14 protein-coding genes are annotated in these 15,152 nt (G+C 72.3%); 3 read left to right on the top strand and 11 right to left on the bottom strand.

The features are described from left to right. Nucleotides 1–593: 593 nt before the first annotated feature. Together K7G59_RS04910 and K7G59_RS04905 are read left to right on the top strand one after the other, a co-directional pair. A complete protein-coding gene (locus K7G59_RS04910) occupies nt 594–1,295 on the top strand; it encodes a DUF6230 family protein (RefSeq protein WP_225830577.1) in 702 nt (233 codons plus the stop codon). A 3-nt stretch (nt 1,296–1,298) separates the two neighbouring features. Beyond that, complete coding sequence (locus K7G59_RS04905; RefSeq protein WP_225830576.1) at nt 1,299–1,766, top strand: DUF6114 domain-containing protein; 468 nt, start codon at nt 1,299–1,301, stop codon at nt 1,764–1,766. A gap of 203 nt (nt 1,767–1,969) precedes the next feature. Here K7G59_RS04905 and K7G59_RS04900 read toward each other — a convergent pair whose 3' ends face one another. The 4 genes from K7G59_RS04900 to K7G59_RS04885 form a co-directional block, all read right to left on the bottom strand. Then, entirely contained in the window at nt 1,970–2,890 is a 921-nt protein-coding gene (locus K7G59_RS04900; protein ID WP_225830575.1) for an ABC transporter substrate-binding protein, read from the bottom strand. Nucleotides 2,891–3,004: 114 nt separating this feature from the next. Then, nucleotides 3,005–3,673 (bottom strand): ABC transporter permease, encoded by a 669-nt coding sequence (locus K7G59_RS04895; protein WP_225830574.1) that lies wholly within the window; start codon nt 3,671–3,673, stop codon nt 3,005–3,007. Next, the gene (locus tag K7G59_RS04890) at nt 3,670–4,323 is read right to left on the bottom strand and encodes an ABC transporter permease (protein ID WP_225830573.1); all 654 of its coding nucleotides are present in this window, start codon (nt 4,321–4,323) and stop codon (nt 3,670–3,672) included. The genes K7G59_RS04895 and K7G59_RS04890 overlap by 4 nt, the downstream gene beginning before the upstream one ends. Next, a complete protein-coding gene (locus tag K7G59_RS04885; protein WP_225830572.1) occupies nt 4,320–5,444 on the bottom strand; it encodes an ABC transporter ATP-binding protein in 1,125 nt (374 codons plus the stop codon). Before K7G59_RS04885 ends, K7G59_RS04890 begins: the two co-directional genes overlap by 4 nt. A 639-nt stretch (nt 5,445–6,083) precedes the next feature. Between K7G59_RS04885 and K7G59_RS04880 the strand changes: the two genes are divergently transcribed. After that, nucleotides 6,084–7,406: a hypothetical protein gene (locus K7G59_RS04880; protein ID WP_225830571.1), complete on the top strand. Its 1,323-nt coding sequence runs from the start codon at nt 6,084–6,086 to the stop codon at nt 7,404–7,406. A gap of 13 nt (nt 7,407–7,419) precedes the next feature. Here K7G59_RS04880 and K7G59_RS04875 read toward each other — a convergent pair whose 3' ends face one another. From K7G59_RS04875 to K7G59_RS04845, 7 genes are all read right to left on the bottom strand, one after another. Beyond that, on the bottom strand, nt 7,420–9,816 hold the full coding sequence (locus K7G59_RS04875; RefSeq protein WP_225830570.1) for a hypothetical protein: 2,397 nt from the start codon (nt 9,814–9,816) through the stop codon (nt 7,420–7,422). Between the two features lie 652 nt (nt 9,817–10,468). Then, nucleotides 10,469–11,122 carry an SLATT domain-containing protein gene (locus tag K7G59_RS04870; protein WP_225830569.1) on the bottom strand — a complete coding sequence of 218 codons (654 nt, stop codon included), beginning with the start codon at nt 11,120–11,122 and terminating at the stop codon, nt 10,469–10,471. Between the two features lie 131 nt (nt 11,123–11,253). Continuing rightward, complete coding sequence (gene msrB, locus K7G59_RS04865; protein WP_225830568.1) at nt 11,254–11,661, bottom strand: peptide-methionine (R)-S-oxide reductase MsrB; 408 nt, start codon at nt 11,659–11,661, stop codon at nt 11,254–11,256. Nucleotides 11,662–11,675: 14 nt separating this feature from the next. Beyond that, a complete protein-coding gene (gene murC / locus K7G59_RS04860; protein ID WP_225830567.1) occupies nt 11,676–13,067 on the bottom strand; it encodes a UDP-N-acetylmuramate--L-alanine ligase in 1,392 nt (463 codons plus the stop codon). 103 nt (nt 13,068–13,170) lie between these two features. Further along, nucleotides 13,171–13,719: a GNAT family N-acetyltransferase gene (locus K7G59_RS04855; protein WP_225830566.1), complete on the bottom strand. Its 549-nt coding sequence runs from the start codon at nt 13,717–13,719 to the stop codon at nt 13,171–13,173. A gap of 46 nt (nt 13,720–13,765) precedes the next feature. Next, nucleotides 13,766–14,236: an indole-3-glycerol phosphate synthase gene (locus tag K7G59_RS04850; RefSeq protein WP_225830565.1), complete on the bottom strand. Its 471-nt coding sequence runs from the start codon at nt 14,234–14,236 to the stop codon at nt 13,766–13,768. 80 nt (nt 14,237–14,316) lie between these two features. Continuing rightward, nucleotides 14,317–15,138, bottom strand: coding sequence for a pyrimidine reductase family protein (locus tag K7G59_RS04845; RefSeq protein WP_225830564.1), 822 nt, complete (start codon nt 15,136–15,138; stop codon nt 14,317–14,319). Between the last annotated feature and the right edge of the window lie 14 nt (nt 15,139–15,152).

Here is a 15,152-nt window from a genome sequence, read left to right as displayed (position 1 = left end):
GCGGGTGCCTCTCTTCTCTTCTCGGTGGGGACAGTGAAGCGAGTGGGGGGTGGCGGGCTTGCGTGCGATGCCGTCACCGCCGGCCCGTGGCGCCTTCTCCGTACGCGACGGGAGCGGCGGCGGCGGACCCGACACCCGCCGCAGCCCTCCGGGAGGAGGGCCGACGGCAGGGCCGGGCGTGAAGGGGCGGCCGGGCAGGAGACGGAGCCGGCGACCTGCCGAGGCCGTGATGATGCGGAGCGGTTGTCCGAAGAGGGCCGGGAAAAGCGGCCGGTGCCGCTCGCCGGATCCGGCGCCACGGATCCGGGAAACACGGAGAGTTGTAGACCTGCTCAACCATCAACGTCAAGGCATCAAAAGGGAGTTGATGCAAGGCGGCGCCGTGCGCACACATCCGGCACCCTTTTTCCACACCTCCCTTGACCCCTCAAAGTAACCGGCGGTAACTTCCTGGAAGGCTACTGTCGCGTAACCTGAACCGCCCTGCATCCACCGGGAGTTGCGAGGAGGGGGTGCGCGACAGCCGCTGTCCGCGCCAGGACACCGCGCCACTGGAACCCAACCCGCATTGACCTATGCCCCTGGGAGCAGACATGGCCTCGTCCTCGGACCTCCCGTCCGCCGGCAACACCCCCGAGAACCCTGGTACCGATGCCTCGTCCGAAGCGTCAGGAGCCTGCGAGTCCCAGCCGGCCGCCGGCGACAGACGCGGGCGGGTCCGGGCACGCCGGGCCGCGGTGATGGCGGTGCCCGCCACGCTCGTCGCCGCGGGCCTCGCCGTCCTCACCGCGCAGGGCGCGCTCGGTGTGCAGTTCGCGATCTCCGGCATGCCGTTCACGGTCACCGCGACGGACCTCGACGGCACCGGCTTCGAGCAGTTCGGCGGACTCGACAACATGGCGGACGGCAGCCCCAACGCCGGGGACACCGGCGGGCAGGTGCTCGTCGTCACCTCCGCGATCAAGAAGGCCACGCTCACCAAGTTGTGCCAGAGCGTCGACCTCGGCGGCACCCACCTGCTGATCACCGCGGGCGGCGGCGACCGGAAGGTGACCGCGAGTGACCTGACCACCGACTCGACGGAGCTGTCGGGCGACGCCGCGTTCAACAACATCGAGATCGGCAACGACGCCAGCACGCTGGACAAGGCGAACGCCAAGGGCCCGATCGGCGTCTTCAGCCAGCAGGCCGACACCGTGCACATCGGCAACCTTCGGCAGACCAACTACGCGACGACCGCAGGGGTGTTCAAGCTTCCGGGGCTCAAGCTCCGTTTCGGCGACTCGGGTTGCTGAGCCATGCCGGTGCCTCCACGTCAGGGACCCAGGCAGGCCTTCCGCGGGTGGCGGGCCCGACGGCCGTTCTGGGGCGGGCTGCTGCTGGCCCTGGGCGGCGGCGAGATCCTGTTCACCGAGAAGGCCTCGATGCGGGTCGTGATGCACATCGGGATGCAGGGCCTGGCCGGCTATCTGCTGCCGGGCCTCATGCTGCTGCTGGGCCTGCTGATCCTCTTCAACCCCGCCCAGCGGCTCTTCTACTCCATCACCGGCGTCCTGCTGTCCCTGGGCACCTGGATCACTTCGAACCTGGGCGGCTTCTTCCTCGGCCTGCTGCTCGGCGTCACCGGCAGCTGCCTGGCCTTCGGGTGGCTGCCCGACCAGGAACCCCGCGTGAGCCGTCGGCAGCGCCGCAGGCGGGCACGCGCGGCGGCCACACGCGGAGGACCGGCGGACCTGTCCCAGGCCCCGGCGGCCGGGGGCTCCTGAAACCTGTGGCCATGTCGCCCCCTCCCGCCGCCGTCCTCGCTCGCCGGGCTCCGTCCCTGCCGCGGAGCCCGATGAGCCACTCCGGCCGCCGGCGGGGCCGGCCGTAGCGGCTGCCGGGGCCGGTCGTCCCGTCGTCGCGGCCGGCCGTCCCGTCGTCGGCGCCGGTCGTCCAGGCGTCGCGGCCGGCCCGGCCGCCGTCGGTGTCAGTCGAGGCCGGCGGAGGTCAGCCAGGCCTTCGCGACGTCCAGCGGGTCCTTGTGCTGGGACTGCACCTGGGTGTCGAGCCTCAGCAGGGTCGCCGTGTCGAGCTTGGCCGAGACCGCGTTCAGTGCGTCGACCCCCTTCTTCGGCAGGTCGCCCTTGTGGACCAGCGGCTGGACGTTCTCGAAGCCGAACAGGTTCTTCGGGTCCCGCAGGACGACGAACCTCTCCTTGGCGATGGTCGGGTCCGTGGTGAAGATGTCGGCGACCTGCACGGCGTTCTTCGTCAGCGCCGCCTCGGTGAGCGGGCCACCCGCGTCGAGCGCCTTGAAGGACTTGAAGTCGAGGCCGTAGACGGACTTGAGGCCCTTCAGGCCCTGCTGCCGGGTCTGGAACTCCGGCGAGGCGCCGATGACCAGGTCCTTGGCGACGCCCTTGAGGTCGGCGATGGAGGAGGTGGCGGTGAGGTGGTACTTCTGCGCGGTGTCCGCGTTGACGGTGACGGAGTCCTTGTCCTGCGCGGGCGAGGGCTCCAGCACGCTCAGCTTGGCGTCCAGCCGGGCCTTGATGGCGGCGGTGGTCGCCTCCACGCTCGTGGGGGCGGCCTTCGGGTCGAGGTAGGCCAGCAGGGCGCCGTTGTACTCGGGCAGGACCGAGACGGAACCGTTCTTCAGCAGCCCGTAAGTGGTCTCGCGGCTGCCGATGTTCGGCTTGTAGGTGACCTTGATTCCCTGGGCTTTGAGGGCCTCGCCGTAGATGTCCGCGAGCAGGATGCTCTCGGTGAAGTTGTTGGACCCGACGACGACACCGCCGTCGCTCTTCTGGGAACAGCCCGCCAGCAGGGCCGTCGCCGCGACGAGGGCGACGGCCGCCGCGCCTCGGTTCCTCCGGATGGACCTGCTGATGTGCGTGGTGGTAGTCACCTGCTGATCCAAGCCAGGCGCTTCTTTGTCAGTCAAGGGGATCAGCTCATCAATTGGCGTCTGTCGAGGGAGGGTTGAGCGCGGCGAAAGGGCGGCTGCGAGCCGACCGCGGCGTCAGCGGCTCCTACGCACCCCCGGTGAGACCGCGGCCCGGGAGACCGCCCAGAAGACCGCGAGCGTCGCGAGCGCCAGTCCGGCGACCAGGACGGCACCGCCGATGACCTTCGCGTGGTCCCTCTGATACAGGCCGTCGATGATGAACCGGCCAAGGCCGCCGAGGCTGACGTAGGCGGCGATGGTGGCGGTGGAGACGATCTGGACGGCCGCCGTGCGCAGGCCGCCGAGGATCAGCGGGAGCGCGACCGGTACCTCCACCTGCAACAGGATCCGCGGCTCGGTCATGCCCATGCCCCGGGCCGCGTCCACCGGGGACGGGTCGAGGGAGCGGATCGCCTCGTAGGTGGTGACCAGGACCGGTGGTACGGCGAGCACGACCAGCGGGATCATCACGGGCAGCAGGCCGAACCCGATCCAGATGAACATCAGCACCAGCAGCCCGAAGCTGGGCAGCGCGCGACCGGCGGTGGCGATCAGCGCCAGGGCGTTGCCGCCGCGCCCGTAGTGCCCGGTGACCAGGCCTACGGGCAGTCCGATCGCGGCGGCGATCGCGAGCGCCTCCAGGGAGTACAGGACGTGCTCGGTGACCCGGGCGGGGATGCCGTCGGAGCCGTGCCAGTGGGCACTGTCGCCGAAGAAGGCGTGCGCGAGACTCAGAATGTTCACCGGACGGCACCCTTCCTCGGCATCCACGGGGTCAGCAGCCTGCGGACGAGGACCAGCACGGCGTCGGCGAGGATCGCCAGGACCGCTGTGGTCAGCACGGAGTTCACGGCGAGCGCGGGCCGGTGGTAGATGTTCGCGTCGTAGAGCATGTTGCCGAGGGCGCCCTGGTTGCCGATGAGCATGCCGACGCTGACGAGGGAGATGCTCGACACGGTCGCCACCCTCAGTCCCGCGATGATCGCGGGTACGGCGATGGGCAACTGCACCTGGAGATAGCGCCGTACGGCTCCGAAGCCCATGGCCTGGGCCGCGGCCAGGGTCTCCGGCGGCACCGAGCGGACGCCGTCCACGATCGCCGGGACCAGCACGACGAGGCTGTACACGCCGAGCGGGATCATCACCGTGGTCTCGGACTGGCCGGTGTAGTCGATGAGGACGACGAAGAAGGCCAGCGACGGGATGGCGTAGAGCACGGTGGTGACGCCGAGGACGGGCGGGTAGAGCCAGCGGAACCGCACGCACAGCTGGGCCACCGGCAGCGACAGGAGCAGTCCGGCCAGCACCGGCAGCAGGGCCTCGCGCAGATGCAGGCCGATCAGGCCGACGTAGGTGTACTGGAGATCGCTCGGCAGGTCGAAGAAGCCGTTCATCCGACGGCCTTCGGGTCCGTCCGGCCGGCCTCGTGGGCGGCGCGGATCGCCTCGCCGATGGCCTGCTGGGAGACGACGCCGACGGCGCGCCCGGTGTCGTCGACGGCCACGGCCCAGCCGGTCGGCGAGAGCACCGCCCCGTCGAGTGCGGTGCGCAGTGAGTCGGTGCCGGGCACGAACGGCCGCCCACAGGGGAGCAGTTGCTCGCGGCCGGTCTCCCCGGCGGCGAGCCGGTCCGGCTCGCCCCAGCCGAGCGGCCTGCCTTCGGGGTCCGTGACGAGGAGGTAGGGGGCGGTGGCGTGAGCGGTGAACCGGTCGGCCGTCGCGTCGGCGGCGACCACCGGTGCGGTCTCCAGCTCCAGCCCGGTGGACGGGAAGAAGGACAGCCGGCGGATGCCGCGGTCAGCGCCGAGGAAGTCCTCCACGAAGGTGTCGGCGGGTGCGCTGAGCAGTTCCGCGGGCGGCGCGAACTGGGCGAGCCTGCCGCCGGTGCGCAGCACGGCGACCATCGTGCCCAGCTTGATCGCCTCGTCGATGTCGTGCGTGACGAAGACGATGGTCTTGCCCAACTCCTCCTGGATCCGGAGGAGTTCGTCCTGCAGTCCCTTGCGCACCACCGGGTCGACGGCGGAGAACGGCTCGTCCATCAGCAGGATGGGAGGATCCGCGGCGAGCGCGCGGGCCACGCCGACGCGCTGCTGCTGGCCGCCCGAGAGCTGGTACGGGTACCGCTTGGCGAGCGCGGGGTCGAGCCCGACCCGCTCCATCAGCTCCGCGGCACGGGCGCGTGCCCTCTGCTTGCTCCAGCCGAGCAGGCGGGGCACGGTGGCGATGTTGTCGAGGATGGTGCGGTGCTGGAAGAGGCCGGCGTTCTGGATGACGTAACCCATGGACCGGCGCAGTGAGTTGACCGGCTGCTGCCGGATGTCCGCGCCGTCGAGGAGGATGCTGCCCTCGGTCGGCTCGATCATCCGGTTGATCATCCGCAGGGTCGTGGTCTTGCCGCAGCCGGAGGGTCCGACGAGGACGGTGACGGCACGGTCCGGTATCTCCAGCGACAGCCCGTCGACCGCCACAGTGCCGTCCGGGTACCGCTTCGTGACTGCATCTATCCGTATCAAAACGCCGAATACCCTTCGGAGTTGGCAGCGCCTGAGCCGTTGCCCGCCGAGTCTAGACGGAGAGTGCTCGAGGCAGACGGCCGCTCGCTCCCGGTCGTCGTGTACGGCGCGGTGGAAGCCGAGGGCGATCTCCAGGGCCGGGCGGACGGCGGTGACCTCGGCGCCATATCGTGTGGCACGAGGTCCGTGGGCGGTGTTCGCAAGGGGTGGTCTTGGCACAGGGGCAGGTGTGGGACACCGTGGTCGCCGAGCGGCGCGTGCTCGGGGTGGTGCACAACATCACCTCCGCGACGCGGCTGCTGGACCTACTGGCGCTGTTCGAGGGGGACGGCAGGGTCGAGGTCGTGTTCTCCTGCACACAGTCATCGGCGCTGGATTCGGGAGTACGGGAATTCCTGGAATCCCGTGGGATGAAACACGTGCCGTGGCCCGAGGCGGTCACCCAGGATTTCGACCTCGCCATCGCCACCAATCGGGGCGGAAGTCTGCACGAGCTTCGTTTCCCTTTGATCGGTACGCCGCACGGCGCTGGCTACAATAAGAAGATCAGGCCGGGAGCCGGGAGCCGGGAGCCGGGAGCCGGGAGCCGGGAGCCGGGAGCCGGGAGCCGGGGCTTTCGGGCTGACCGAGGAGTGGCTGGTGCACGGCGGAGAGGTCGTGCCGACGGCCGTCGTGCTGTCCCACACCGAGCAGCTGGCGCGGCTGGCCGCAGGCTGCCCGCAGGCGCTGCCCCGTGCCGTCGTCGCCGGTGACCCGTGCGCCGACCAGCTCGCCGCCGGGCTGCCCTTCCGTGAAACCTACCGCCGCGCCCTCGGCCTGCGACCGGGCCAGCGTCTCCTCGTCGTCTCCTCCACCTGGGGCCAGGGCTCCGCGCTCGGCACCCCGCACACCGACCTGATCCGGCGCGCGCTCGCGGAACTGCCCTCGGACGAGTTCCGCGTACTGGCCGCCATCCACCCCAACGCCTGGCACCGGCACAGCGTCTGGCAATGGCAGAACTGGCTGGCTCCCTACGTCGATTCCGGGCTGCTGCTGCCCGTTCCGGAGACGGAGACCTGGAAAGCGGCCCTGTGCGCCGCCGACTGTCTCGTCGGCGACCACGGGTCGGTGACGTTCTATGGAGTGTCCCTCGGAATTCCATGCGTACTGGGCGCGTTCGAGGACGCCACGGTCGCCGCCGGCTCCCCCATGGACCGTCTCGGCCGTCTCCTGCCCCGCCTCGACCGTACGCGCCCGCTCCTCGCCCAGCTCCGGTCCGCCGCCGAAAGCCAGCCGTACGACCGCGCCCTGGCCGAGGTGGCCCGCGAGGTGACCTCCGAACCCGGCCGTGCCGCCGCCCTGTTGCGCCGGCTGTTCTACGGCCGGCTCGCTCTGCCTGAGCCCGGCCACCCGGCCACCACCCGTCCGATCCCGGTCCCCACGACGCCCCGGCCGCTGCGGCACCTGCCCTACGAGGAGGCGAAGTTCGTCACCGCGAACGTCGTGGAGCACGCCGACGGCCCGGCGGCGACGGTCACCCTGCACCGCTACCCGGCCGTCCATCAGCGCGCCCAGGACCGGCATCTGGCCGGGGCCCGGCTCACCGCCGACCCGGACGATCCCGACGTCCGCTGGCCCCGTTCCGCCGACGTCCTGCTGGTCCCGCTGGGTCGGCTCGCCGGGCCGGACGCGCTGTCCCGGGCCGCTCTCGCGGCCCGTTTCCCCGGCGCCGCGCTGGTGGCCGTGGAGGAGCCGGACGCCGGCTGCCTGCTGCTGCCCGCCGGCGGAACGCCCCTGCGCTGCCGCTGGCTGCGGCGGCCCGCATGGGCGTCGTTCGCCTCGGCCGCCTCCGCCGCGCACGCCTGGGTGACGGCGGCGCCCCGGACGGGCGGCCGTATCCGGCTGCGGGTGCGGGCGGGCAGCGGCATGGAGCCGGGGCTGCTCGAACTCACCTCGCCCGAAGGGACACCCGGCACCGGCTGACGCCGTGCCGGGCCTACTCGGCGGCCAGCCGGGCCCGCGCCTCCTCCGCACGGCTGCTGCCGGCTTGTTCGAAGAGGTCACGGGCGGCCGTCCACTCCGCGCCGGCGGGGCGGCCCAGCTCGCGCAGGATGTCGCCTTTCAGGAGCAGGGCCACCGCCTGGAAGTAGTCGTTCCCGGCGGAACGCAGGCAGTCGGCCGCCCGGCCCGACGCCTCCAGGGCGGCTGCGGGTTGGCCGCAGGCGTGGCGGTCCTCCGCGTATCGCAGCCAGGTCTTGCCGAGATTGAAGGAGTCCCCCAGCCGGTCGAACTCGGCGCGGGCCCGGGCGAGAGTCCGCTCGGCGTCGTTGTGGCGGTTGAGCGCGCTCAGCGCCCGGCTCCGGTGCAGGTCGAGCAGCGCGCGGCCCCGCGGGTGCGGGAGGCCGCCGAGCGCGGCGAGGGCCTGGTCGAAGCGGTCGAGGGCGAGCTCGGGCCGGCGCAGCTTCAGCTCCAGCAGGCCGAGTGCCTCCAGCGCGCTGGAGGCGGTGCGCCGCTCCCCCTCGCCCGGGTCCCCCTCGGCCTGGGCCGCCGTAGCCGGGCCGTCCACGCCGGTCGCGTCGAGACCGGTCAGCCGCAGTGCCTCCGTGAGGTGCTCGCGGGCGCGGGCCGGGTCGCCCTCGGCCACGCTCCACCTGTCCAGGTGCCCGAAGCCCCACTCGAACCGCATCCGCGCCTCGGCCATCCGGTCGCCGGACGTTCGTGCGCTCTCCCAGCCGATCCGGCGCGATTCGATCCACTCGGCGTGGCTGCCGGTGCGCAACTGGACGGTCCACAGCCCCTGGCACAGCCGCCAGGCGTCCTCGTGCCGTCCTGTGCGGGCGGCCAGATGCACGGCGGCCAGCAGGGCGGCCCGGCGGCGGACCAGGTCCCGTTCCGGGTCGGCGCCCGGGGCGGGCCGCTGGCGGGCGGCGTAGCTGCCCATGGGGTCATGGCGCCAGCGGCCGGACAGGGCGGCCTCCGCGCGCTCGGCGAGGTCCCGGTAGTGGGTGACGATCCGGCCCTCGGTCGCGGCGCGCTCCGCCTCCGGGTCCTCCCGCTCGGCGCGTTCGGCGGCGTGGTCGTGGACGTAGGGGTGCAGCAGATAGGCGTCCACACCCCAGCGTTCGACCAGGCCGGCGACGAGCAGCGCGCGCAGGTCACGGCGGACGGCGGCGGGATCGCGCTCTGGCAGCAGCGCGTAGACCGCGTCGAGCTGGACCTCCACCCGGGGGTGCAGGCCGAGGCTCCGGTACAGGCGGGCCGCTCCCGCGTCGAGGCCGGCGTAGCCCAGGTCGAAGGCGCGGGTGAGGGAGTCGTCCGCGGGACGCAGCAGCTCCTGGCGTCCGGCCCGGTCGGTGAGCTGCTCCAGGACGTCCGCCACGCCGCCGGGGCCGGGGGTGCGCAGATGCCCGGCGAGCAGCCGCAGCGCGAGCGGCAGCCCGCCGACGTACGACAGCAGGGGCCGGAAGGTCTCCGGGTCCTCGGTGCTGCGGCTGACCCGGCACAGCAGCTCCAGGGCGTGCTGCTCGGTGAGCGGTCCGAGCCGGACGGCTTCGGCGTCCAGCACCTGGTGCAGGCCGGGGGGTTCGGTCTGCCCGGTGATCAGGACGACGGCGTGCGGTGAGTCGGGCAGCAGCGGCCTGAGCTGGGCGGTGGTGGTGACGTTCTCCAGCAGTACGGCGAAGGGGCGCCCGCGTTCGCGCACGGTGCGCCGTACCAGGTCGGCCTTGTCCGCCACGTCGGCGGGCCGCTCCTCGCGGCGGACGCCGAGCTGGTCGAGCCAGCGTTCCAGGACGGCGGCCGGGTCGGCGCGCCGGGCGGGCTCGGTGACGGCGAGGTCGGCGTGCAGCGGCTCGTCGGTGAAGACGTCCGCGTGCGTGTGCAGCCAGCGGCGGGCGGTGGTGCGTTTGCCGACGCCCGGCAGACCGCTGAGAAAGAAGACGGTGACGGCGGCGGCCTCGCGGCAGCGGGCCCAGTGGGCGTCCATCCGCTGGAAGGCGGGCTCGTTGTTGACGTAGTGGAGGAAGGCGGACGAGACGGTGGCCGCGGGCCGGTGTCCGGTGAACGGGCCGGTGAGGGCACGCAGTCGGGGCTCAGCCTGCGGGTGGCGGGCCAGCAGTTCCTGCAACCAGGCGGTCAGCGCCTCCTCGGCAGCGTCGAGCGCGTCGGCGTCACCCCTGTGCTGGGCGTCCGCCAGCTCCCCGAGGAGCCGGTCCACTTCGGCTTCACGCGCGCCCTCGCTCCCGCCCTGACCGGGGTCCTGCTCGCCCGCGGCTTCGCCGGTGCGCAACAGGCTCCGGATCCGCTCCTTGGTCCAGGCGAATCCCTCGTTGACGACCAGTTGCACCACACTGGCCGCGCCCACTCCGGCCAGGGCCGCGATCTCCGCCGCCACGTCACTCCCTCCTCGTCACCGCCTCCGCTGCCACCACGGTAGAGATCATCCGTGCCGGAAGGCAGCGACTCCGGGAAAGAAAGGGGGATTTCAGGCCAGGCGGGACGGGTCCACGGGGCCGCCACGGCGGCCCACCGGGCGTCGGGCAGCGGCTCGGCGTCCCGGCCGATCGCCTCGTACCCGAAAGACCGTCGCCGGCCTGCCGGCCCGAGAACCCCGCGCAGTTGTCCTCCTCGTCTCCGTTCCGTCGGCGGCACACGTCACGGCCCGTCCGTCACGGGTCGGGCCGCGCATGGTCCTCGGCGCCGGCGGCCGGCCCGGGGCCGGTCTCGTCGCCCACAGCCGGACGGAGCCGGGCCACGGCAGCAGTGAGGCGGGGTCGGCCGGCGAGTGCAGCACCCGTTCCAGCGGGCGGGCGGTTGCCGAGCGGGGGGCACACGGCACGGCACTTCCTCGGGAACCAGCGGTGGCGCGGAGCGGACCGGAGCGGACCAGACCGAAGCGGACCAGACCGGACCAGACCGGACCGGACCAGACCGAAGCGGACCAGACCGGACCAGACCGGACCGGACCGGACCCAACCGGACCGGAGCGGACCGGAGTGGAGCGACGGGCGCAGTCGGCCAGGGGGACGAGTGCGGGAACCGAGCGGTCAGCGCTCCGCCGTCGTACCGGTCGCGCGCGGCGCCGGCAGCGCCACCGCCTGGTCCTGCACCTGCTGCAACCCGGCCCGGAACTCCGCCGCCCAGTCCGCGGTCTCGGACTCCAGGTGCGCGCGGACCCTGCCGACGAAGCCGCCGATCAGTGTCAGTCTGCGCGCGATCACCGCCTGTTCGGGCTCGCCGGTGACATCGCGGAGCAGTTCGGCCGACCAGGCCAGCCGGAACTCGTTCAACTCGCCGCGCAGCGCCTGCGCCGCCGTGACGTCGCGCATCCAGGCCGTGGAGAGGCCGAAGAAGTAGTCGAAGCCCTTGCAGCCGGCGGCTGCGGCCAGGAACACATAGCCCCAGCTCTGGACCTCCGCCCCCGTGGCCGCGCCGGCCAGCGGGATGACCGTGCCGGTCGTGGCGAGCACGATCATCAGGCCCCGGATGACACGGGATCCGAGCCGGTTGAGCCGCTTGTCCTCGAGGTACCACTCGATGGCGTCCTCGGCTTCCCGTTCGGCCCAGGCGCGCAGCGCCCGCACCGACTCCTGCCGCTCCAGCGGTGTTCCCGTGGTGAGCACCGGAAACTCCCGGCTCCGCAGGTCCCGCCCGCGAGCCTTCCCCCCGTCCGGCTGGACGGCCCCTGCACTCCCCCTCAACTGGCCCTCCTCAGACGGGTCTTCAGGTACGAAGGGTACGAGGGTAGCCGAGACGCGGGACCGGCAGGACCGGCAGGACCGCGGGCGCCGTGCCCTGCAGCACGGGCCGCGGACCCCGGACGGACGCCCCGTCAGTCGCCGTCGGGCGCCAGCCGCAACGAGATCGAGTTGATGCAGTACCGCTGGTCGGTCGGGGTCGGATATCCCTCGCCCTCGAACACGTGCCCGAGATGGGAGCCGCAGCGGGCGCAGCGGACCTCGGTGCGCACCATCCCGTGCGAGCGGTCCTCGACCAGCTCCACGGCGTCGGTGTTCTTGGGGTCGTAGAAGGACGGCCAGCCGCAGTGCGAGGCGAACTTGGTCTCTGAGGTGAACAGTTCGGCGCCGCAGGCCCGGCAGGAGTACACACCCTTGGTCCTGGTGTCCGTGTACTCACCGGTGAAGGCCGGCTCGGTGGCGGCCTGGCGCAGTACGGCGTACTCCGCCGGGGTCAGCTCCGCCCGCCACTGCTCGTCCGGCTTCTCGACGTCGTACGACATGAGCCTCAGCCCCTTCACTGCGACAGGCGGTCCAGGATCAGCGGGCCCAGGTCGGTCACGTCGCCCGCGCCCATGGTGAGAACGAGGTCGCCGGGCCTGGTCATTCCCGCGATCACCGCGGGGATCTCCGTCTTGTCGTGCACGGCGGTCACGACGGCCCCGGCGGCCCGCGCGGCATCGATGATCAGTGCGCTGGTGACGCCCGGGATCGGGTCCTCGCGGGCCGGGTAGATGTCGAGCACGACGGAGGCGTCGGCGAGCGCCAGGGCCTGGCCCATCTCCTTGCCCAGCTCCTGGGTGCGGGAGAACAGGTGCGGCTGGAAGACGACGAGGATCCGCGAGTCACCGGCGGCGGCCCGCATGGCCTCCAGGTCGGCGGTCATCTCCGTGGGGTGGTGGGCGTAGGAGTCGATCACCTGGACGCCGGCCGCCTCGCCCTTGAGCTGGAGCCGCCGCTTGACGCCGGTGTAGGCGGCCAGCGCGGGCGCCAGTTCGGCGGCCGGGATGCCGAGGGCGGCGCCGGCGGTGAGCGCGGCGACGGCGTTGAGCGCGTAGTGGCGGCCGGGCACGGACACCCCGAAGGTCAGCTCCTGCCCGTCCAGCACCACGGTGACCTGGCTCTTCAGCCCCTGCGGGACGATCGCGAGGACCCGTACGTCCGCGTCCTCGGCCTCGCCGTAGGTCACCGTCCGCACCTGCTGCCCGGCCAGCCGCCGGGTCAGCTCACGGGCGCCCTCGTGGTCGGCGGAGATCACCAGCGTGCCGCCGGGGACGATCTTCCCGGCGAAGGTCTCGAAGGACTCGTAGATCTCGTCCATCGAGGCGTAGTTGGCGTGGTGGTCCAGCTCGACGTTGAGGACGATGGCGACCTCGGGCGCGTACGTGTGGAAGCTGCGGTCGGATTCGTCCGCCTCGGCGACGAAGATGTCGCCCTCGCCGTGCAGCGCGTTGGAGCCGGGCGCGTCCAGATCGCCGCCGATGGCGTACGACGGCTTCAGGCCCAGCTCACCGAGGGAGACCGCCAGCATGGAGGTGGTCGTGGTCTTGCCGTGGGTACCGGCCACGGCGATCGGACGCAGCCCCTCCATCAGGGCGGCGAGCGCGTCGGAGCGGTGCACCACCGGGATGCCCCGCTCGGCGGCGCGGACCAGTTCCGGGTTGTCCGGGCGGATCGCCGACGACACGACGACACAGCTCGCGTCGTCGGCGAGGTGCTCGGCGGCGTGGCCGATGTGCACGGTGGCGCCCAGCGCCCGCAGCGCCTCGGCGGTCGCCGAGTCCTTGGCGTCGGAGCCGGCCACCTCGGCACCGCGCTGCGCGAGGATCTTGGCGATGCCCGACATCCCGGCGCCCCCGATGCCGATGAAGTGCGGTCGGTCCATGGCGGCAGGAAGGCCGGGTGCCATGCGTTCTTCTCCCAGGATGACGGTGCGAGCTGAGCATGCCTAGCCTATGCGCTGGAACACGGGACGCTTCGCAAGGGGCGCGGGGAACGGCGCGACGGCCGGCTCAACCGGACGGCGTGACCGAGGACCAGACGCCGAACCACTGCTCGGCGCCGTACTCCTCGAACCGCTCCCGTTCGGTGAACCCGAGCTTCGCCGCGAGGCGCATCGCGCGGTGGTTGGCGGTCTGGGTGCACAGCACCACCGGCTCGCCGGGGAGTACGTCGGCGAACCAGTCGAGTGCCGCTGCGCACGCCTCGGCGGCGTACCCGCGTCCCCACGCTTCCGGCAGGAACATGTAACCGAGCTCGGCCTCCCCGGCATCCGGACGGACGTGCCCCGGACGCTCTGCGTCGCGTCGGTCGAGTGTGACCATGCCGATCATCTCGCCGTCGAGATCGATCACGAAACAGCCAGGGCGCCGCCCGGGCACCTCGGGCACCGCGCGCTCGAGCTCGTCACGCGGTCGAGGGCCACCGGTGTAGGTGCCCACCTCCGGCGAGGCGAACAGCTCGATGAACGCCGCACGGTCCCGGGCCTCGGACTCGCGGAGCACGAGCCGTTCGGTCCTCGTCGGGGCAGGGGGCCAGGCGACGGGTCCGAGTCCAGTCATGGCGGCAACGTATCGCACCCCGTGCGAGTGGTCCGGAAGAGACGGCCTACTCCTCCCCGTGCGCGAAGAGCTTCAGCACCGGCACCCCCACCTTGTGCCGTGCCCGAGAGGCCCAGTCCCGGTGGAAGAACTCCTCCACATAGTGCGGAGCGGTCAGCACGATCACCTCGTCCGCCCCCACCTCGGCCACCAGGTCCTTCAGCGCGTCCAGCGGATGGTGCTCGACGAGTCTGCCCTCCGCCTGGCTCCCGGCGGCCCGCAGCGCCCGCACGGAGACCTCCAGCGCCTTCTCGGCGGCCCCCTTCACCGTCTCCCCGTCCGGGCCCGTGGCCTCGCGGACGGCGTCGTCGAGCTCGCCGAGCGCGATGTCGTCGATGGCCCGCAGCAGGCGGTCCTGGTCTCCGCGCGGCTGGAGGAGCACGTGGAAGGTGACCGGCTCCTCCGCGTGCAGGGTCGTGACGAAATCCACGTCGACGGACGACAGGGCCTTTTCGATCATCAGAACGCTTGTGAACACCAGGCGCCTCTTTCTCCTCCGTGGGCCCACTCAGGCCCTGCGGAAACCATCCTGCCCAGGAGCGGCGGATTCCGCTGTTTTCAGGACCGGCGGTAACGACTGAACAGAAATCCGTCCTCTTCCAGGAGGGACACGAGTTCGAAGCGGCGCGGCACGGCGACCGGGGGACCTCCGGCGATGCGCTGGGCGTCCCCTGCCGTGAGCATGGGCGAGACGGTCAGGCACAGCTCGTCCAGCACCCCGGCGGCCACGAACTGGCCGAGCAGCCGCGGCCCGCCCTCGGTGAGCAGCCGCGTGTGACCGAGGTCGGCGAGAGCGCGTACCGCGCGTGCGGGGTCGACGCCCGTACCGTCCCCGGCGATCACCACCCGGGCGCCGGCCCGCTCGGCGGCGGCCACGCGGTCCGGGGCCGCCCCGGCGCCGGTGAGAATCAGCGTGGGCACCAGGGCCGAGGTGAACAGCGGGAGGGAGTAGTCCAGGTCCAGGCTCGCGCTGATGACCGCGATCGCCGGGGCGGGCTGCTGCCCGGCGGCCTTGCGGACGTCAGCGAACTCCTCCCGTGCGCGTGCCGGGCGGTACCCCTCCTGCCGTACCGTTTCCGCACCGGCCACGACGACGTCCGCGAGCGCCCGCAGCGTGCCGAAGATCCGCATGTCGGCGGCGCTGGAGATGGGCTGGGAACGACCCTCGTGCTGGGCGGCGCCGTCCAGGGTGGAGACCATGTTGGCCCGCAGCCACGGCCGCGGGGCGCCCGGCTCGGGCCGCGGGTAGGCGTAGACCGCCGCCAGTTCGGCGAGGCTCCACTCACGGTCCACGAGCGCACCGGGAGCCCCGCCGGAGCCGGGACCCCCGCCCGGGGTCTGGGCTGCTGTTTCGTCGGTCACAGGGAACAGGCGTCGCATGTCGTGCAGTCTGA

Source organism: Streptomyces sp. NK08204 (assembly GCF_020400585.1).
Classification (GTDB): domain Bacteria; phylum Actinomycetota; class Actinomycetes; order Streptomycetales; family Streptomycetaceae; genus Streptomyces.
Note: the sequence above shows the minus strand (reverse complement) of the source record. Positions and strands in the feature narration are given on the sequence as shown.

What these genes read in the sequence shown, in the direction of transcription:
- K7G59_RS04910 (WP_225830577.1), top strand. Translation starts at nt 594, where the DNA reads ATGGCCTCGTCCTCGGACCTCCCGTCCGCCGGCAACACCCCCGAGAAC.
- K7G59_RS04890 (WP_225830573.1), bottom strand. Translation starts at nt 4,323, where the DNA reads ATGAACGGCTTCTTCGACCTGCCGAGCGATCTCCAGTACACCTACGTC.
- K7G59_RS04855 (WP_225830566.1), bottom strand. Translation starts at nt 13,719, where the DNA reads ATGACTGGACTCGGACCCGTCGCCTGGCCCCCTGCCCCGACGAGGACC.
- msrB (WP_225830568.1), bottom strand. Translation starts at nt 11,661, where the DNA reads ATGTCGTACGACGTCGAGAAGCCGGACGAGCAGTGGCGGGCGGAGCTG.
- K7G59_RS04905 (WP_225830576.1), top strand. Translation starts at nt 1,299, where the DNA reads ATGCCGGTGCCTCCACGTCAGGGACCCAGGCAGGCCTTCCGCGGGTGG.
- K7G59_RS04845 (WP_225830564.1), bottom strand. Translation starts at nt 15,138, where the DNA reads ATGCGACGCCTGTTCCCTGTGACCGACGAAACAGCAGCCCAGACCCCG.
- murC (WP_225830567.1), bottom strand. Translation starts at nt 13,067, where the DNA reads ATGGCACCCGGCCTTCCTGCCGCCATGGACCGACCGCACTTCATCGGC.